Origin of the sequence: Algoriphagus sp. A40 (assembly GCF_002002735.1) — a bacterium.
GTDB lineage: Bacteria > Bacteroidota > Bacteroidia > Cytophagales > Cyclobacteriaceae > Algoriphagus.
This window is the reverse complement of the sequence record NZ_MUNY01000042.1, coordinates 221413-238913: the sequence shown is the minus strand read 5'-3', so window position 1 is coordinate 238913 and position 17501 is coordinate 221413. Positions and strand designations below refer to the sequence as shown.

General features: G+C 42.9%; 20 protein-coding genes. 8 read left to right on the top strand and 12 right to left on the bottom strand.

Annotation, left to right across the window (positions count from 1 at the left end):
* Positions 1 to 4 precede the first annotated feature (4 nt).
* The 7 genes from B0E43_RS27370 to B0E43_RS27340 form a co-directional block, all read right to left on the bottom strand.
* On the bottom strand, positions 5 to 751 hold the full coding sequence (locus tag B0E43_RS27370; protein WP_077347736.1) for a hypothetical protein: 747 nt from the start codon (positions 749 to 751) through the stop codon (positions 5 to 7).
* Between the two features lie 30 nt (positions 752 to 781).
* The gene (gene lptE, locus B0E43_RS27365) at positions 782 to 1318 is read right to left on the bottom strand and encodes an LPS assembly lipoprotein LptE (RefSeq protein ID WP_077347734.1); all 537 of its coding nucleotides are present in this window, start codon (positions 1316 to 1318) and stop codon (positions 782 to 784) included.
* On the bottom strand, positions 1305 to 2588 hold the full coding sequence (locus B0E43_RS27360; protein ID WP_077347732.1) for a sigma-54-dependent Fis family transcriptional regulator: 1284 nt from the start codon (positions 2586 to 2588) through the stop codon (positions 1305 to 1307). Before B0E43_RS27360 ends, lptE begins: the two co-directional genes overlap by 14 nt.
* A complete protein-coding gene (gene miaB / locus B0E43_RS27355; RefSeq protein ID WP_077347730.1) occupies positions 2585 to 4060 on the bottom strand; it encodes a tRNA (N6-isopentenyl adenosine(37)-C2)-methylthiotransferase MiaB in 1476 nt (491 codons plus the stop codon). The genes B0E43_RS27360 and miaB overlap by 4 nt, the downstream gene beginning before the upstream one ends.
* Positions 4061 to 4207: 147 nt before the next feature.
* Entirely contained in the window at positions 4208 to 5311 is a 1104-nt protein-coding gene (gene dinB, locus B0E43_RS27350) for a DNA polymerase IV (protein ID WP_077347728.1), read from the bottom strand.
* Positions 5301 to 6551, bottom strand: coding sequence for an anthranilate synthase component I family protein (locus tag B0E43_RS27345; RefSeq protein WP_077347726.1), 1251 nt, complete (start codon positions 6549 to 6551; stop codon positions 5301 to 5303). The genes dinB and B0E43_RS27345 overlap by 11 nt, the downstream gene beginning before the upstream one ends.
* Positions 6552 to 6612: 61 nt before the next feature.
* Positions 6613 to 7335: a YceI family protein gene (locus B0E43_RS27340; protein WP_077347724.1), complete on the bottom strand. Its 723-nt coding sequence runs from the start codon at positions 7333 to 7335 to the stop codon at positions 6613 to 6615.
* Between the two features lie 133 nt (positions 7336 to 7468).
* Here B0E43_RS27340 and B0E43_RS27335 point away from each other — a divergent pair, with 133 nt between their 5' ends.
* From B0E43_RS27335 to B0E43_RS27305, 7 genes are all read left to right on the top strand, one after another.
* Positions 7469 to 7990: a gamma carbonic anhydrase family protein gene (locus B0E43_RS27335; RefSeq protein ID WP_077347722.1), complete on the top strand. Its 522-nt coding sequence runs from the start codon at positions 7469 to 7471 to the stop codon at positions 7988 to 7990.
* 98 nt (positions 7991 to 8088) lie between these two features.
* Positions 8089 to 8610 (top strand): hypothetical protein, encoded by a 522-nt coding sequence (locus B0E43_RS27330; protein WP_077347720.1) that lies wholly within the window; start codon positions 8089 to 8091, stop codon positions 8608 to 8610.
* 103 nt (positions 8611 to 8713) lie between these two features.
* Complete coding sequence (locus B0E43_RS27325; RefSeq protein WP_077347718.1) at positions 8714 to 9427, top strand: esterase family protein; 714 nt, start codon at positions 8714 to 8716, stop codon at positions 9425 to 9427.
* A gap of 32 nt (positions 9428 to 9459) precedes the next feature.
* A complete protein-coding gene (locus B0E43_RS27320; protein ID WP_077347716.1) occupies positions 9460 to 10416 on the top strand; it encodes a RimK family alpha-L-glutamate ligase in 957 nt (318 codons plus the stop codon).
* A gap of 9 nt (positions 10417 to 10425) precedes the next feature.
* Positions 10426 to 11544 (top strand): carboxylate-amine ligase, encoded by a 1119-nt coding sequence (locus tag B0E43_RS27315; RefSeq protein ID WP_217349140.1) that lies wholly within the window; start codon positions 10426 to 10428, stop codon positions 11542 to 11544.
* A gap of 42 nt (positions 11545 to 11586) precedes the next feature.
* Positions 11587 to 12417: a type 1 glutamine amidotransferase gene (locus tag B0E43_RS27310; RefSeq protein WP_371454554.1), complete on the top strand. Its 831-nt coding sequence runs from the start codon at positions 11587 to 11589 to the stop codon at positions 12415 to 12417.
* A gap of 6 nt (positions 12418 to 12423) precedes the next feature.
* Positions 12424 to 13614, top strand: coding sequence for a hypothetical protein (locus B0E43_RS27305; RefSeq protein WP_077347714.1), 1191 nt, complete (start codon positions 12424 to 12426; stop codon positions 13612 to 13614).
* Positions 13615 to 13639: 25 nt separating this feature from the next.
* On the opposite strand, the gene pyrE is transcribed toward B0E43_RS27305, so the two are convergent.
* Positions 13640 to 14287: an orotate phosphoribosyltransferase gene (pyrE, locus tag B0E43_RS27300; protein WP_077347914.1), complete on the bottom strand. Its 648-nt coding sequence runs from the start codon at positions 14285 to 14287 to the stop codon at positions 13640 to 13642.
* Positions 14288 to 14383: 96 nt separating this feature from the next.
* Between pyrE and B0E43_RS27295 the strand changes: the two genes are divergently transcribed.
* Positions 14384 to 15061: an NUDIX hydrolase gene (locus tag B0E43_RS27295; RefSeq protein WP_077347912.1), complete on the top strand. Its 678-nt coding sequence runs from the start codon at positions 14384 to 14386 to the stop codon at positions 15059 to 15061.
* Here the strand turns inward: B0E43_RS27295 and coaD are convergent.
* From coaD to B0E43_RS27275, 4 genes are read right to left on the bottom strand one after another with little or no spacing between them, the layout of a single operon-like run.
* Positions 15058 to 15513: a pantetheine-phosphate adenylyltransferase gene (coaD, locus tag B0E43_RS27290; protein ID WP_077347712.1), complete on the bottom strand. Its 456-nt coding sequence runs from the start codon at positions 15511 to 15513 to the stop codon at positions 15058 to 15060. The genes B0E43_RS27295 and coaD overlap by 4 nt on opposite strands.
* A 3-nt stretch (positions 15514 to 15516) precedes the next feature.
* Entirely contained in the window at positions 15517 to 16335 is an 819-nt protein-coding gene (locus B0E43_RS27285) for a DUF3822 family protein (protein WP_168171900.1), read from the bottom strand.
* A 12-nt stretch (positions 16336 to 16347) separates the two neighbouring features.
* Complete coding sequence (locus tag B0E43_RS27280) at positions 16348 to 16932, bottom strand: hypothetical protein (RefSeq protein WP_077347708.1); 585 nt, start codon at positions 16930 to 16932, stop codon at positions 16348 to 16350.
* 50 nt (positions 16933 to 16982) lie between these two features.
* Positions 16983 to 17492, bottom strand: a complete 510-nt coding sequence (locus B0E43_RS27275; protein ID WP_077347706.1) for an NUDIX domain-containing protein — start codon at positions 17490 to 17492, stop codon at positions 16983 to 16985.
* Positions 17493 to 17501 lie beyond the last annotated feature (9 nt).

Sequence of the window (17501 nt, the reverse complement as noted above, 5' to 3'; positions counted from 1 at the left end):
TTAATTATTCTTTCAGTTTTTCAATTAAGTCCGCAAAGTAAGCCCTTTTCTCCGGAAACTTCAAAATCAACTTCTCATAAATTTCCTGGGCCATGGTTTTTTTTCCCTGATTGATCAAAATCCTGGCAAATGACTCTGACATAAGGTTGTCGTGGAGTTTGGTGCTGGACTCAGCCAGGTTTTCGGTATTTTGATTGGCTTCGATTTCTTTTATCGTGGCCAGTTTGAATTCCTTTTTGCTGAAAGCTTTGATCATATCGATCTGCTCTTTTTGCTTAGTGTCCACGATTACTCGCTTTTCTCTCCGCTTGATGGTTTCGATCAGATCATCTTTGTGAACGGGGCGTTTTTTTCGCTTGGCGGGTTCGGTTTTTGGTTCATCATTTTCCGGAGTCAAACCTTTAAGTTGCATCCCCAGATTCTTGAGGGATTCGGTGCGTTTTGCAGGATTTTGGCCGTTTTCAGTATCCTCCGGAAGAAAGTCTACCTTGATTTGGGAAGTATGAAAACCCTCGGAAACCGGCTTTTCAATCAGTTTTTTCAGCCAAATCCTATTCGGGCTTGTAATTGCAGCCTGCGCCAGCAACTGACTCTTTTTTCCATCACTTTTCAAAAATTCATACCGCGCAGCTAACACATGCGGAATCTGGAAGTAGGGGAAATTCTCCTGCACTTTCTTGAGCTGAAGAAAATCGGCTTTTTCAAGCCTGTCAGCCTTTTGGATTAAGTCAAGGAATTGGGTTGCGTTCACTTTCCGGGTTTTGGATTGAATATAGCAAAATTACCAGTTGGCTACTGTAGCGGTGAAAATATCCTGGATGATTACTTCGAAAATTTCCTCTACCAGCTGATTTTCCACATCCAGCAAGGTGACGTTGCGTGGATCGTAGTCTTTGAAGAAGGAAAAGGTCTGCTTTTTATTTTCCTCTTCATTGCTAAGGTTGATGTAATCCACATCAACGGAAATAGTCAGCCGCATTTGGCCGGCTCGATCAGGAAGATTAGGGTCACCGCTGGAAACTGCCGCTTGTGGCGTCAGAGAATACCTGCTGATTGCACCCGCAAACTGCAAATCGCCATTTGTCCGGACCAGTTCAAGCTGGGTGTTCCGTTGATAATACTCTTTGATGGCTTCTGTAAATCGCTGCTCCATGTTGGCAGGACCTCCACCGGAATCGTTGAAGAAGTTTTCGACCGAAAACGTCTTCACCAATTCGTAATTGATGTTGGTACCGGTGAAGCTGTACTTGACCGAACAGGCCTGCAAACCCAGCAAAACCAAAGTCAGTAATGAAACAAAACGCCTATTCAATTTCATACTGTTTGATCTTTCGATAAAGCGTCCGCTCAGAAATCCCCAAATCACTTGCCGCGTATTTTCTTTTGTTATTGTGCTTTCGGAGGGCTTTGAGGATCATCTCTTTTTCCTTTTTTTCCAGAGAAAGCGAATTGTCATCTTCTTCGTGAACAATGTCCTCAATAACGTCCTCTTCGTAATCTTCATTGTTCATGGAAGCATTTTTCTGGGCTTCCAAAACCAAAGGAACCTGGAAAGATGATCCACTTTCCACTGCTTCTTTTTGGGAAAAACCTGAATCAAGGTCTTCGAAAAGCCCTTGATGTTTCTGCATAATATTGGAATTGATTCCTCCGTTTTGGTAGGATTCCAGAACCAGTTTTTTGAGGTCATTCATGTCCTTTTTCATATCGAAAAGGACTTTGTAAAGTAAATCCCGTTCAGAAAATTCAGAATGATCCGATCCTCCTGAACCCAAAGCCATCGGGAGTCTGGCAGCATCCGCAGGGAGATACTTGGCCAAGGTCGGAGCATTAACTTCCCTGTTTTCTTCCAACAGGGAAATCTGCTCTGCAATATTTTTTAGCTGGCGGATATTGCCCGGAAAGGCATAGCGCATCAAAGCTGTTTGTGCTTCAGAGTCAAGACTGATAGGTCTGACTTTATACTTTTCCGAAAAATCCCCGGTGAATTTGCGGAACAACAGCACTACATCTTCACCGCGCTCACGCAATGGGGGAACATAAATTGGCACCGTATTCAGTCGGTAATAGAGATCTTCCCGAAACTTTCCTTTTTCCACAGCCTTGAGCAAATTGACGTTGGTCGCGGTGATGACCCGAACATTTGTCTTTTGAACTTTCGAGGAACCTACTTTAATGAATTCTCCATTTTCAAGGACGCGGAGCAAGCGGGCTTGAGTTCCCAGTGGCATCTCACCGATTTCATCAAGAAATATGGAACCTCCGTCCGTCACCTCAAAGTAACCTTTTCGGGCTTCGTGAGCACCTGTAAAAGATCCTTTTTCGTGACCAAAAAGCTCCGAATCTATCGTTCCTTCGGGGATGGCACCGCAGTTGATCGCGATGAATTTCCCATGCTTTCTTAGAGAAAGAGAGTGAATAATCTTGGAAAAACTTTCCTTTCCGCTTCCGCTTTCCCCAGTAATTAGCACCGTCATGTCGGTAGGAGAGGCTTGCATTGCAACCAAAATGGCCTGGTTGAGCAGGGGACTATTTCCAATGATTCCGAATCGCTGCTTGACGCTTTGAATTTCCTGGGGTGTAATCATGCCAAGACCGGATTAACTTCCAATACCTCACCGAATAAAGTAGCCTGAGATACTTCCGAAATTCGCACTCGCACATAATCGCCTTTTTTTGCTTTGTCAGCAGGGATGATGACCACTTTATTGGCTGAATTTCGACCCTTCAGCTGTTGATCGGATTTCTTCGCTGTTCCTTCGATCAGAATGAGTTGTTCCTGATAGAGGTCGAGTTTGTTTCTTTCAAAGGACAATTCGCCCTGCTTGGCGATGATTTCGGCGAGTCTTCTTTTTTTGGTTTCAAGGGGAATATCGTCTTCAAATTTCTTTGCAGCCAAAGTTCCAGGACGCTCCGAATAGAAGAACATGTATGAGAAATCGTATTTCACGATCTCCATCAAAGACAGGGTGTCCTGATGCTCTTCTTCAGTTTCGGTGCAGAATCCAGTAATCATATCAGAAGAAATCCCGCATTCCTCACCGAGGATTTCGCGGATAGCTTTTACGCGGTTGAGGTACCATTCCCGATCATAGGTTCGGTTCATCAGGTCCAAAACCCGACTGTTGCCGCTTTGGACTGGAAGATGAATGTAGTTGCAGATGTTATCGTACTTTTTGATCGTGTACAAAACTTCATCTGTGATGTCCTTGGGGTGCGAAGTAGAAAAGCGAACTCTTAGGTAAGGGCTGACTTGAGCGACCATTTCCAAAAGATTGGCAAAGTTGACTACCTCAGTGACTTCGTCTTCTTTTTTATTCAGCCGGGCTTTGTTGTTTTCCTCGGGAGACCACTTGTAGCTATCCACGTTTTGACCCAGAAGTGTCACTTCTTTGTATCCTTTTGCAAACAAATCCTGAGCTTCTGCCAAGATGGAATGAGGATCACGACTTCTTTCACGGCCACGGGTAAAAGGCACCACACAAAACGAACACATGTTGTCGCAACCTCGCATAATCGAGATGAAGGCAGTAACCCCGTTAGAGTTCAACCTCACAGGAGCAATGTCTGCGTAAGTTTCTTCACGGGAAAGGAAAGTATTGACACCTTTTTCACCTTCTTCTGCTGCAGAAATCAAGTTTGGCAAGTCACGATAGGCATCCGGTCCTACGACCACGTCCACGATTTTTTCTTCAGTCAAAAGATTCTCTTTCAATCGCTCCGCCATACAGCCGAGCACGCCGATGGTCAGCTCAGGCTTATTCTTTTTGGCTGTTTGAAATTGGCTGAGGCGTTTTCTGACGGTTTGCTCTGCTTTCTCCCGGATTGAGCAGGTATTCAAAAAGATCACGTCGGCTTGCTCAAAGTCGGAAGTCGTATCAAAACCACTTTCCTTCATGATGGAAGCGACAATTTCCGAGTCGGAAAAATTCATCTGACAGCCGTAGCTTTCGATGTATAGTTTTTTGGATTTACCGGTGTTTTCGTCAGCAGTTGTTTTGAAATCACAGGCTTGGGCCTCCTCTGCAGTAATAATGTCAATATCTTTAATCAGATCCATGAACTGGAATTTTCTTGTCTATTGGGGTAATCACTCAGGTTTGAAGTCTAACAAACCCAAAAGGATTCAATGAGGTTGCAAAATTACGAAAATGCGGACAAAATGGCAGAAAACCGGTTGGAATTATTCCGGAAAATGGAAAAGGACCTACTCTAGTTCAAAAGGAATCTTCAACTGCTCTCCAAAATGAACCTGTTCTTCGGTAATATTCAGGTTGGACAACCCAAGCCCCAATAGTCGAACGGGTTTCAGAATTTCTTCTTGATGGAGTAATTCTAGGGCTATTTCCCAAAAAGTATCTTTATCAGGATACTGTTCAAGAGTTCTGCTGCGGGTCTGAAGTGTAAAGTCAGAATGTTTAATTTTCAAAGTCACTGTCCGGCCTTTTATTCCACTTTTTTCGATCCTTCGAATCACCTCCTCAAAAATGGGAAAGAGATTTTCTTCCATTTCTGGAAGTGTGATCAGGTCTTTTTCAAAGGTGTTTTCTGCGCTGAGCGACTTTCTGGCTCGATGTGGTTGGACTTCAGACAGGTGGATTCCCCGCACAATATTGAAGTAGTGTAAGCCGGATTTTCCGAATTTCTTGGTGAGAAACTGCAAGGAATATTCTTTCAGATCCTTTCCGGTATGAATACCTAGCTTTTGCATTTTTTCAGCAGTCACCTTTCCGATCCCGAAAAATTTCCCGATGGGCAGCTTTTCCAAAAATACTTCCGCATCCTCAGGCAAAATCACCGCCTGACCGTTTGGCTTATTTAAGTCTGAGGCGGTTTTTGCCAAAAACTTATTGTAGCTGACACCGGCCGAGGCATTGAGTCCTGTTTTCTCTTTGATCTTGGCCCGGATTTGCTTGGCAATCAGGATGGCAGACTTAATTCCGGCTTTGTTTTCGGTCACATCCAGAAATGCTTCATCCAAAGAAAGCGGTTCGACCAAGTCAGTGTATTCATAAAAAATCTCCCTGATCTGAAGTGAAATTTCCTTGTATCGCTCAAATCTCGGTCTGGCAAAAATCAATTGAGGGTATTTCTTAGCAGCAAGCGCCGAGGACATTGCCGAATAAATCCCATACTTTCTGGCTTCATAGCTTGCTGCAGCAATCACTCCACGGGCTTCATTCCCTCCGACAACCAGGGGTTTTCCCCGCCATTCCGGATGATCCAGCTGCTCTACCGAAGCATAAAATGCATCCATATCCACGTGGATGATTTTTCGAATGGGAGGAGAGTTTTCCTGGTTATTTTCCACTGAGCAATTCCAAAATGGCTTGGGCTTTCAGCGCGCATTCCTCGTATTCCTGCTCAGCTGAGGCGTCTATTGTAATCGCGCTGCCCACTCCAAAATAGAGCTTTTTTGCCTCCAAATCAGCAATGATGGATCGAATCACCACGGAAAAATCAAAATTCCCATCTTCATCGATCCAGCCGAATGCACCAGAAAACCATCCTCTACGAAAACTTTCCTCTCGTTCGATAATTTCCATGGTGCTGATCTTTGGTGCTCCGGTCATACTGCCCATCGGGAAAGAGGCCTGGATGATTTCGCGAAAGGTGATATCGGGTTTGACCTCCGAACTTACCGTACTGATCATCTGAAAAACCCTTGGTAGAGGATAAATCCCGAAAAGTTCCTCCACCCTGACTGATCCGGTTTTTGAAACCCTAGCCAAATCATTACGGGTGAGATCAGTGATCATTAGGTTTTCGGCTCGTTCCTTTTCACTCGATAAGAGGATTTCTCGATTGGCCGTATCCTCCTCCTCATTTCTGCCTCTTTGAACGGTTCCTTTGATCGGTTGGGCGATGAGCTGCTGACCTGATTTTTTCAAAAACCGCTCAGGTGAGGCCGAAACCAGCCATTTGTTTTTTGCTTTAAATAGTCCCGAAAATGGCATTTTGGACAACTCATTAAGCCTGAGATAGGCAGAGATGGGATCCCAGGACTCAAATTCACCAGAAAAAGCCTGGCAAAAATTGGCTTCGTAAGTATTGCCTTCCCGGATCTCATTCTGGATGATTTTGATTTTTTCCAGATAAATTTCCCTTGGGATTTGTGGTGAAACTGAACAAATGGGATTTCCTTTTTCGGGAATTTCAAAAGTTTCAAGTTCCTTAAGTAAAGAATCGGGCAGTCCGTTTTTTGAGAAAAATCCGGATTCCGTTAGTTGAAATGCTATTTCTGGTTCGAAGAAACAAAGATCAGGTAGCGTAAAAAACTCCGGGTTTTTGCTTTCAAGCTTTTCAATCTGATTTTTGAAATCGTAGCCTATAATACCGACTTTTTCTTTGTGGAGTGAGTTTTCAAACAATTCATTTTCCAGCAACCCTTTATTCCCAGCAAAAAACAAATTGTCAAACGGGTCCCGTGGATAGGCGTGACTATTCCCTTCGAAATAGGCCAAAAAGTCAAATTTCCCAGCTCCCCAGTGTAGCAAAAGGGGGAGTAGTTTTGCTTTGGGGAAGGAATAAAAATGGGAGTAGTTTTTCATTTGAGAACAAAAAAAAGAGGAATTCCTTAGAATCCCTCTTTAATCATCGGGTAGTTAATTTTTATTCGGCATTGACATCCAATACCAGAGAAACGGTATTGTAGATGAACTGGTCTTTGGCTTTGTCGGCAGCACCTGATTCATCACCATACATCAGGCCCCAAGCGGTTCTGTCGATGTTAAATCCTGCTTTGGCAGTCACTGATCCATTAGCCAAGTTGATAGCGGCCGGAAACTTGATGTTTTTGGTGGTGCCTCTCATGGTAAGGTTTCCGCTTACCCAATGGGTAGGATTTGCTGGAGTCAGTTCAGAGTCGTGCTTTGGAGTATGCTCCGAAGAAAATTCTTCTTTGTCAGCGATACTATCTCCAGCCTTAAATGGCTCTACTGCGGTTATTTCGAATGTTGCAGTTGGATGATTTGCAGCATCGAAGAAATCCGGAGACTGAAGGTGACCGTAAAGTTTGCCGTAGTTTTCGTCCTCTGCAGGTAAATCCTCGATCTTCAATCCGGTGATGTCGAAGGTGAAAGTTCCGCCTATAATTTCATTTCCTGCTACTGTCACCGTGCCTTGTGTGGCAGGGATCTTGCCAAAATGCTCGCCACCGGGCTTGTAGCCCCTCCATCCGATAGTTGAAGAACCGGTCTTCAGGGAAAGTGTTTTTCCTTCTCCTGCTGCCACTTCTTGTGCTTCAGAGGTTTCTACGGTTCCACTTGGTGCCCCACATGCGAAGGCAATCATTGTAACGGCCACAAAGAGACCGATTTGTTTGGTTAGTTTCATTTTGTTGTGATGGATTGAATGGAATTATTGTGTGTATATACATGTAAACTGAAACTGTTTCAAAAAGTTCAAGTCAGAATTAAAATTTCTACTTTTCGGAAACATTTTTTTCAATCAACAAAAAAAGCAGCCGATGGCACTGATCATGAAGGTGGGAGACAAGTCTCCGGAATTTGGACAAAAATGCTGGCTGGCACCCAATGCCACTGTGGTAGGGGATGTGGTAATGGGGGAAAACTGTACCGTTTGGTTTAATGCTGTGGTGCGGGGAGATGTCCATGAAATCAGAATTGGCAATGACACAAACATTCAGGATGGAGCTGTGATCCATTGTACCTATCAAAAAGCTCCAACTCATATTGGCAATCAGGTATCAATCGCACACAATGCCATCGTGCATGGATGTACGATTCATGACCGGGTATTAATCGGGATGGGTGCCATAGTGATGGACGGTGCGGTGGTGCATTCTGATTCGGTCATTGCAGCAGGAGCTGTAGTTTTAGCAGGCACAATCATCGAGTCCAATTCTATCTATGGAGGTATGCCAGCCAAAAAACTGAAAGAGATCGGACCTGAGATGAGGGAAGTGATTCTTAGAACGGCTAGAAATTATCCCATGTATTCCGAGTGGTATACTGATTTAGAAAAATGATTTTAGGATTTTTTCATTAAAAAAATAAAAATAAAAAGGCCGGAACCTTTGTCATTTTTTTCTTAGTGGTTACTTTTGGGCAGCTGAAATTTTTAAATATGAAATTACTTTTTCAATTTCTCAGCAAAGGGAAGAATCTCGTTTTGCTGTTTTGTCTTTTTCTTTTGTTCAACATTCTTTTGAGCTCATTCATGCCCAAAGAATATGCATTGGATTTGAAATTCGCCTATTCGGTGGAGGAGGCCTATGGGGCTTTAAGTCATTTGGATTTGGATCAGAGAAAACTTTACAGGTTTGGAGTTTGGGCTTTAGATATGCCGTATATGGCGGTTTATTGCCTGCTTTTTTCCGGAATTCTTATAAAATTTTGGAAGAACAAGAAAGTAGCCTGGTTACCGGTCTCTATCCTGGTAATGGATTTCTTTGAAAACCTCTTGGTTCTTAGAATTTTAAAGCTTTATCCTGTCCAAAATGAGATCCTTGCAGTTTTAGCTTCCGGATTCACTACAACCAAATGGGTCCTGGTCGGAATCCTGATTTTTGTTCTTCTAATCGGACTTTTCTTGGTTGTTAGTGCTAGAAAATATTCTCCCGCAAATTCTGCAGAAGCAAGAATTTAACTATTCCTTTACAAAGGCTTCCTTTTGATTCTTTTCTTTTAACTGAATTTTGACTAGTATTTGGTAACAGAACCAATCCATATTTTTCGGTCAAAATCTAACTATGAAAGAAGAACATTTTAAATGGCATTCCCCACATCTGAACAGGGATGTTGAAATGCTGGTTTTTGGTCATTCAGGTTTTCCTGTCGTGCTTTTTCCCACCTCGATGGGATCCTTCCATGAAAATCGGGACATGGGGCTGATCGGATCAGCACATTGGTTTGTAGAACAGGGTCTGATTCAGATTTTCTGCCCGGAAAGCAATGACAAGCAGAGTTTTTACCACAAAGGAATTCACCCTCACCAACGAATCCAGAATCATGTGGCCTTTGACAAAATGATCTGTCATGAGTTAGTCGAACGAATTCGGCTAAATACCGCGGTGGCCAAGGTGGCAATGGCTGGATGTAGTTTTGGGGGATATCATGCAGCCAATTTTGCCTTTCGGCACCCTGGGTATGTGAGTCATCTGTTTAGCATGAGCGGAGCTTTTGACATCCGGTCATTCATGGACGGATATATCCATGACGATATCTTTTACAACAGTCCTCTTGAATACCTTCCTGGCCTGCAGGATCATGAGCTTTGGAATATGAAAATCATCCTCGGAACCTCCAATTGGGACATTTGCTACGATTCCAACCTCAAACTCCACGGAGTGCTTCAGCAAAAAGGAGTACCCCATTGGCTAGATGTTAGGCAGAATAAGCAGCATGACTGGCCCATTTGGCGTGAGATGTTCCCGCATTATTTATCCACAATCAAATTTGACTAAGAAAATCATTTAAATAATTAATACCCATTACCATGAAAAAAATCGGGATACTTTTCGGAATGGAGGATACATTTCCCCAGGCCTTCGTAGAGCAAGTGAATCAAAAAGCTGAGAAAGGAATTCTCGCTGAACCTGTTCGGATCGACAAGGTGATTCAAAATCAATTGACAGAATATTCAGTCATAATAGACCGGATCTCCCAGGATGTCCCATTTTACAGGGCCTATCTTAAAAATGCCGCGCTAACCGGAACAGCTGTGATCAACAATCCGTTTTGGTGGAGCGCGGATGACAAGTTTTTCAACAATTGTCTAGCAGATCAATTGGGGGTTCCATTGCCCAAAACGGTAATATTGCCTTCAGCCAAACATCCTGACGATACTACTGGAAAGTCTTTCAGAAACCTCGTGGCGCCTCTCGACTGGGAAGGTATTTTTGGCTATACAGGATTTCCAGCCTATATGAAACCTTATGCTGGTGGAGGTTGGAAGCATGTATATCGACTGGAAAACAAAGAGGAATTTTTCCAAAAACATCCAGAAACAGGTCAACTGGTAATGTTGCTTCAGGAGGAAATTGTCTTTGACGAATACTTCCGAGTCTATTGTCTTGGCGGAAAAGCTGTAAGGATCATGGAGTATGAGCCTCGAAACCCCCATCACTTGCGCTATGTGGTCGACAAAGCTCCCGCTTCTAAAAAACTTCTGGCCACCGTCAAAGACTATACGCTGCGACTCTGTCAAGGATTGGGCTATGATTTCAACACGGTGGAATTTGCCGTAAGGGACGGGATTCCATATGCCATAGATTTTGGCAACCCAGCTCCGGATGCGGATGTCAATTCTGTAGGTCAGGAAAATTTTGATTGGGTAGTGGAGGAAGCCGCCAAAATGGCGATAGCCTATGCCAAAGCTCAAAAACCCGGACAGATGAATCTTACCTGGGGAACTTTTGTGAAAAATTCAGTCGAAGTAGCCAAAAGATTTTAAGTCAAGCATATGTCAAATGTGTTGAAAAAACTCCCCCAATTCACGCTGGGAGTGGAAGAGGAATACATGATTATTGATCCCAAAACCAGGGATTTGCGGTCGCACATGTCCAAAATTGTGGAAGGAGGCAAAATATTTCTGAAGGAGCAGGTCAAGGCTGAGATGCACCAATCCGTGGTGGAAGTAGGGACAAATATTTGCCAGAATGTAGCTGAAGCACGGAAGGAAGTAGCTTTTCTACGGAGAAAAATCCATGAACTCGCTGCCGGCCAAGGACTGGTGGTAGGAGCATCCAGTACCCATCCCTTTGCCAAATGGCAGGATCAGGAAATCACCGATGACCCGCGATATCACAACATTGTCAATGAACTGAAGGATATCGCCAGATCAAATTTGATTTTTGGCTTGCATGTCCATGTGGGAATAGAAAATAGAGAAACGGCCCTTCAGTTGATGAATCAGGCATGCTATTTCCTGCCACATATCTACGCTCTAACCACCAACTCGCCATTTTGGGAAGGAAGAAATACCGGATTTAAGGCATTTAGAGCAAAGATTTTTGCCAAATTTCCAAGAACCGGTCTCCCGGAATATTTCGATTCTGTTCAGTCTTATGACAATTTTCTCGAAATTCTGGTCAAGACCAACTGCATTGACAATCCCAAAAAGATCTGGTGGGATCTGCGCATGCATCCGTTCTTCAGCACAATCGAATTCAGGATATGTGACATGTGCCTGACAGTGGATGAGACGATTTGTATCGTGGCCATCATCCAGGCAGTGGTAGCTAAGCTCTATAAACTCCTGATGAGCAATACCAGCTTTAATATTTATCGAATTGCTTTGATACGGGAAAACAAATTCCGGGCAGCCCGGAATGGAATAGAGGGACTTTTGATTGACTTTGGAAAGAAAACTGAAGTTCCCACCAAGGAATTGATAATGGAATTGCTTGAATTTATCGATGATGTGGTGGATGAACTGGGAAGTAGAGAAGAGATCAATTACGTGCACAAAATTCTCGAAAGAGGCACTGGAGCCGACCAGCAATTGGATGTTTTTGAAAAAACAGGCAATCTGGAAGCTGTCGTGGATTTTATTACTGGCAAGTTTACAGAAGGGATTTGAGTGATTGATTACCTTTGAGCCAAGAAAAACCGATGGATTAAAGTGGGAAAGAAAAAAGTAAATCTGGCGATTTTGGATATGTATGACGGAGAGCCCAATCAGGGTTTGCGTTGTATCCATGATATTCTATCCAGATTTTCGGAATCAGTCAGTTATAGGGAATTTGATGTTAGAGGGAAGGCTGAACTTCCGGATATCCGAAATTTCGACATTTTCATTTCTACAGGAGGTCCAGGCAATCCCCAGGAAGGGGATGGCAATTGGGACCTACGTTACTATGATTTCTTAGATCAAATCTGGATTTGGAATCAGAATCATTCCCGTAAAAAACAGTTGTTGCTTATCTGTCATTCGTTTCAAATGGCATGCAGGCATTTTGGTTTGGGTCAGATTACCAAGCGAAAATCGACATCCTTTGGGGTGACGACAATCCACAAAACCCCAGAAGGTCTAAATGACCCCCTATTTGTGAATTTGGAAAATCCATTTTGGGCGGTTGATTCGAGGGATTACCAAGTAGTCCAGCCCAACACCAGGAAATTTAAATCTCTTGGAGCAAAGCTAATTGCCCTGGAGAAAATCCGAAATCACGTAGAATACGAGCGGGCTATTATGGCGATCCGTTTTTCTGAGGAAATTGTCGGAACGCAATTTCATCCTGAGGCAGATCCAGTGAGTTTTTTAGAGCACCTGAAAAAACCCATGGTCCGCGAAAAAATCATCGAACTCAAAGGAAAGGCAAGGTTTAGAACCATGCTGGAGGATCTCGTCGATGAATCTAAAATCTACAGGACCAATGAGACTCTGATTCCCAACTTTCTCGAACAGGCGATCCGAAGTCAGAAAGTGGCAAATACTCCATCGTTGACTTGATTTTACATGATTGAATCCTACAGAAGGCAGTTTAAGGAGGCTTTTTCACAGGAAAAGTACCAGGCTTTTCTTCAGGATATTGCATCAGATTTTGATTATGCCCCTACATTTCGGATTGCCGAAACTCCATTTTTTATTCCAAAAGTTCTGAAAAATCAAATTTTGGAAGGATGCCACCAGGTTATAGATTTTATCAAAAGGCCGGATTTCAAAAATCTGACTCAGCGTTCGATTGAGTTAAATACCTCTGTTGCCAACGAGGATGCCCACACTCAATTTTTGGCAATCGACTTTGGAATCTGTGAGGAGGACGGCCAAATTATACCAAAACTGATTGAGGTCCAGGGATTTCCTTCCATTTTCAATTTCCAGTTTAATCTTTACCGGAAAATACTCAAGTACTATCCATTTCTAAATAATCTGTCACCTTACCCTGATGGGATGGACGAAATGGCTTATTTTGAGATTTTGAAAAGGGTGATTTTAGGAGACTTTGATCCGGAGGAAGTGGTTTTACTAGAGATAGAACCAGAGAAGCAAAACACCAAAATTGACTTTTATTATGCCACGAGAGACCTGGGTTTACCTGGAGTTTGTGTCACGAGTGTGAAAAAAGTTGGTAATCAGCTTTTTTACAAAAATGCTCAGGGGAAAGTGGTCCAGATTCGGAGGATATACAACAGGGTTATTTTTGATGAATTGAATGCCAGAAAAGATCTAAAGCTTGAATTCAGTTTTGAAGAGGAGTTGGACGTGGAATGGGCAGGACATCCCAATTGGTACACCCGAATTTCAAAATTTATCCTGCCATACCTGCACGGGCCCTATTTTATTGAGTCCAGGCTTTTGAGTGAATTGGAGGCAATTCCCGAAGATTTGGAAAATTATGTACTGAAGCCACTCTTTTCTTTTTCGGGAGCAGGAGTGATCTTTCATGTGAAAAAAGGGGATGTGGAGGCTGTGGCCGATAAGGACCTGTATATTTTGCAGAAAAAAGTACACTACGTTCCTGTGATCCAATCTCCGGAAGGGAAAGTGAAAGTGGAAGTGAGGATCCTGTGTTTGTGGCCTGAGTTGGATGAAAGCCCGACAATCGTTGGGAATCTTGTCAGACTCAGCAGAGGTGAAATGATCGGAGTGAAATTTAACCGGGACAAGGATTGGGTTGGCGGATCGATCGGTTTGTTTGAAAAGTAAAAAGCCGGAAAAACCGGCTTTCATTTTATCCTTGTTTCCAGCTTCCTGGATCTTTTCGCCATTCAGCGAGTGATTCAAGCGTTTCTGAAGTGATGTATTTTTTAGCAACTGCCTGTGGCAACAGGGCATCGTAATGACTCAAACAAACTAGCTTAACACCGGCATTTGAAAAATTTTGATCAGCAACATCAAAACCATACGTAAAGATTGCCACCATTCCCAGAACTTCAAATCCGGCATTTCTCAAGTCTTCCACAGCCTTAAGTGAGCTTCCTCCTGTAGACACCAAATCTTCGACCACTACCACTTTTTGACCCGGAACTACTTTTCCTTCAATCATATTTTCCATACCATGGCCTTTTGCCTTGGATCTGACATAGATGAAGGGAAGTTCAAGTTCATTGGCGATCAACGCGCCTTGAGGTATTCCTGCAGTCGCTACACCTGCGATTGCCTCCACATCTGCAAAAAAATGACTGACACTTTTTACCAAATAATCCCGGATCAGATTTCTGACTTCAGGGAAAGAAAGGGAGAGCCTGTTGTCACAATAAATGGGTGATTTCCAGCCAGATGCCCAGGTGAATGGTTTTTCCGGTTGAAGTCTGATAGCCTGGATATCCAGGAGTTTGCCGGCTACTTCGGCCGCAATGCTTTGGTCTAAAATTTCCATGGGCCCAAATTTAGTGGAATCATTTGCCTGAAGATTGTACTGCCTGATTTTTTTATGCATTTTTGGCCAAGACACCTTTATTATCGGATTTTAATCATGAAAATTTTTGTCAATGACAAGCCGGTGGAATTGCTCAGCTATGAGGAACTCGATCCTGCCAAGTCTTATGATTTTATTTTTTCTAATCTTGAAGAATTTCCGGTAGACATTCATTGGGAAGAAGACATCCTATTCCATGAGCCCAGCCACGACATGATTATCCGGATGCTATACTTGCTCCGCACAAGGAAAATGAAGGAGTTGGATTCGATTACCCTGGTGACAAAAGATAAAAAGGCACTCAAAGATTTTATCAAAAGCCGGTTTTCGATCATCAAGGCTGCGGGAGGCGTGGTTTCCAAAAAAAGCAAGGTCCTGATGATTTTCCGCCTTGGAAAATGGGATTTTCCAAAGGGTAAATTCGACAAAGGCGAAACTCCGGAGGAATGCGCAAAACGAGAAGTGGAGGAGGAGACCAATATCAAAGTAAAGCTTGGTCCACATATCTGCAATACTTGGCATACATACACCCAAAATCGCAAGAGCATCCTGAAGAAAACGTACTGGTTTGCAATGGATTCGGTGAATGATTCGGGTATGAAGCCCCAGCAGGAAGAGGGGATTGAGGAGATATTATGGCTGTCAGAGGCTGATGCCAAGACTGCTCTTATCAATTCTTATCCTTCGATGAGGTACATGTTCAAGCAATACCTCAAAAATCACATCAAAACTTAAATCGTGTAGGGAAGAAATTCGCTGACATTACCTCCATATCGGTGTACTTCGCGTATTACTGTGGAGCTAATGGCTGCATATTGTGGGGAGGTGATCAAAAACACCGTTTCCAACTCATCATTGAGATATCGATTCATCTGACTGATCGTATTTTCATACTCGAAATCAGTAGTGTTTCTAAGTCCTCTGATCAAAAAATTCGCCTTGGTGTTTTTTGCAAATGTCGAAGTAAGCTCATTGTACACCATCACTTTTACGCGGCTTTCTCCCTGGTAAACCTCCTCAATTTTAGAAACCATTAGGTCTATGTCGAAATAACGGTTCTTTTTGGTGGAATTATAGCCGATGCCGATGATGACCTCATCAAAAAGATTGAGGCTCCGCAACACAATGTCGTGATGTCCCATGGTATATGGATCAAATGATCCCGGAAAAATGGCTGTTTTTTTCATGTACTAATCATATTGCCAAAAGGCCTCCAGGACATGTTCTGACTTGAGGTGCTTAAATCCATGGGAGTAATTTTGATTGGAGACCGGATTTAGCAATCTGAAATTTTGAAAATAATCCAAGCCCCAGTCCTCAGTTATGCCACTTTTTTCGGTAGCTCCGAAGATGGTTACTCTGACGTGATTGCGATCGTAATTCAATTGGCTAATTGTAATCGCGATGTATTTGAGTATGTCCTCTTTCTCCGAAATTTCAAATAGATTGAAAACACTGAGATCCTGATCGGTAAATGCTGCCAGGTAAATATGGCTTTTGAAATAGCTTACCAAAACCTCCTGGCCGATCAAATTAAACCGTTCTTTAAACAGGAAGGAAAGAAATGAACAACTGCCGTGATGCAGGGTGATTTCAGAAAATCTTGCCTCCAGATTTTTGTTGAGTTTGGCAGAAATGCAGCAGACCACCTGCAGATTATTACTGTCTAAAGGAGAAGAAAAGAAAAAAGTATTTTCGTGGATTTCATCCGAAAACTGAAGGTATTCTTTTTCTTTTCCAGGCTGAAATAGAACACCTGGAACCAGAGAGAAGGCAGTTTGGTGAAAATAAAACTTAACAGGGACGTCGTTTCTCAATAAGGGATCGGTACTGAAAAGTACTTCAAGATCATCCAGTTTGAAATTCTGGTAGTGATGAATTCCAATATTTGCCTGATTACTGTCTTTGGCAAAAATGAAAAGTGTGTGGGGATAAAGAAAAAGTGATAAGCTCGCTGTGTCTTCCACATCAAACTTATCACTTTTATAAACCTTAAGGTTGTTTTCCAAAATCCAAAGGGATTATTTCCAGTTACCTTCTGTAGAAGCGTCGGTTCTGGATCCTACCTTCAATGCTTTTTCGTTATTGTTTGCTCTTCTGTCTGGATTGATCGGAGATGGGTCTCTGATCTCGAATACGTTCACCAAGTAGCCTCCTGTTTTTTCGACCTTGTCTGCAAAAAACTCAAACTGCTTTCCACCGGACCCTGGCACTACTGGCAAAAGGTCGAGGTTGAAATCAGGGAATTTTCTTTCGTTAAACAGAGAGTCAATCACGCTGACAGAACCCAGAGTATCAAAGGTAACATTGATCTCCTCAGCACCGTAATCTAGCAATTTGGTGGTTTCGGTTCTTTGGACCATCCAAATTGTACCGTTTTCGATGAACATCTTCAATGAATCCCAGGTGCTAGCGTATTTCCCGTTTGAAGCTTGGTATGCCAATTGGGCATCACGGAGCATTTCAAGTTTTTCGATAGCAGCAGCTTCTAGGAGTGCGATTCTTTTTTCTTCCTCAACAACGTCATCTACACCTTTCCAAAGTAGGTAGCCGAGAAACGCAGCAATTGCAAAGAAAACAACTGAGAGAACTTTTGTAAGATTCATTTTGATAGAGATTAAGAAATCAGGTTAAGGTTGAAGGTTTTTTAAACGTGCTATTTTAGAGATTTATTTTCAAAATTAAAATAACCTTTCCACAATCCCAGCTCAGATAGGGATTTAATTCCCCAAAAGACCTGATGAAGTGAACCCCGGGGAATCGCTTGTATTTCTTGGGCGGATTTCCAGGCAACATCCAGGAGGATCTGAATGTCATCGGAAAGCTCGGGGTCTTTTCCCAATTTAACACTGCCGTCTATCCTTTTTACTTCAAAAAAATGTTCCATCGAATGAAGTGGGGGGTGAAGGTATTCGTGGACAAATAAGTAATTGCCTACTTTCACGGTCAGATTGGTTTCTTCCAGAAATTCCCGCTCCAGGTTTTCGGGGGCATTGCTTCCAAAATGCATTCCACCCCCAGGCACTGACCAAAGAATTCCCCCATTGCCCATCTGGTGCTTGACCATTAGCAATCGGTCGTTTTCTATCAAAATACCGTTTACCCTGGTCCTGAGCTGGTTTCCAAATTTTGCTTCGATTTCTTTGCTGATGTTGTCTTTTGACATTTACATTCG

Bases quoted from the DNA above. Each gene is read 5' to 3' on its own strand.
- B0E43_RS27320 (WP_077347716.1), top strand. From the start codon at position 9,460: ATGAAAAAAATCGGGATACTTTTCGGAATGGAGGATACATTTCCCCAG.
- B0E43_RS27275 (WP_077347706.1), bottom strand. From the start codon at position 17,492: ATGTCAAAAGACAACATCAGCAAAGAAATCGAAGCAAAATTTGGAAAC.
- B0E43_RS27295 (WP_077347912.1), top strand. From the start codon at position 14,384: ATGAAAATTTTTGTCAATGACAAGCCGGTGGAATTGCTCAGCTATGAG.
- B0E43_RS27345 (WP_077347726.1), bottom strand. From the start codon at position 6,551: ATGAAAAACTACTCCCATTTTTATTCCTTCCCCAAAGCAAAACTACTC.
- B0E43_RS27340 (WP_077347724.1), bottom strand. From the start codon at position 7,335: ATGAAACTAACCAAACAAATCGGTCTCTTTGTGGCCGTTACAATGATT.
- B0E43_RS27315 (WP_217349140.1), top strand. From the start codon at position 10,426: ATGTCAAATGTGTTGAAAAAACTCCCCCAATTCACGCTGGGAGTGGAA.
- B0E43_RS27360 (WP_077347732.1), bottom strand. From the start codon at position 2,588: ATGATTACACCCCAGGAAATTCAAAGCGTCAAGCAGCGATTCGGAATC.
- pyrE (WP_077347914.1), bottom strand. From the start codon at position 14,287: ATGGAAATTTTAGACCAAAGCATTGCGGCCGAAGTAGCCGGCAAACTC.
- coaD (WP_077347712.1), bottom strand. From the start codon at position 15,513: ATGAAAAAAACAGCCATTTTTCCGGGATCATTTGATCCATATACCATG.
- miaB (WP_077347730.1), bottom strand. From the start codon at position 4,060: ATGGATCTGATTAAAGATATTGACATTATTACTGCAGAGGAGGCCCAA.
- B0E43_RS27335 (WP_077347722.1), top strand. From the start codon at position 7,469: ATGGCACTGATCATGAAGGTGGGAGACAAGTCTCCGGAATTTGGACAA.
- lptE (WP_077347734.1), bottom strand. From the start codon at position 1,318: ATGAAATTGAATAGGCGTTTTGTTTCATTACTGACTTTGGTTTTGCTG.
- B0E43_RS27325 (WP_077347718.1), top strand. From the start codon at position 8,714: ATGAAAGAAGAACATTTTAAATGGCATTCCCCACATCTGAACAGGGAT.
- B0E43_RS27305 (WP_077347714.1), top strand. From the start codon at position 12,424: ATGATTGAATCCTACAGAAGGCAGTTTAAGGAGGCTTTTTCACAGGAA.
- B0E43_RS27280 (WP_077347708.1), bottom strand. From the start codon at position 16,932: ATGAATCTTACAAAAGTTCTCTCAGTTGTTTTCTTTGCAATTGCTGCG.
- B0E43_RS27330 (WP_077347720.1), top strand. From the start codon at position 8,089: ATGAAATTACTTTTTCAATTTCTCAGCAAAGGGAAGAATCTCGTTTTG.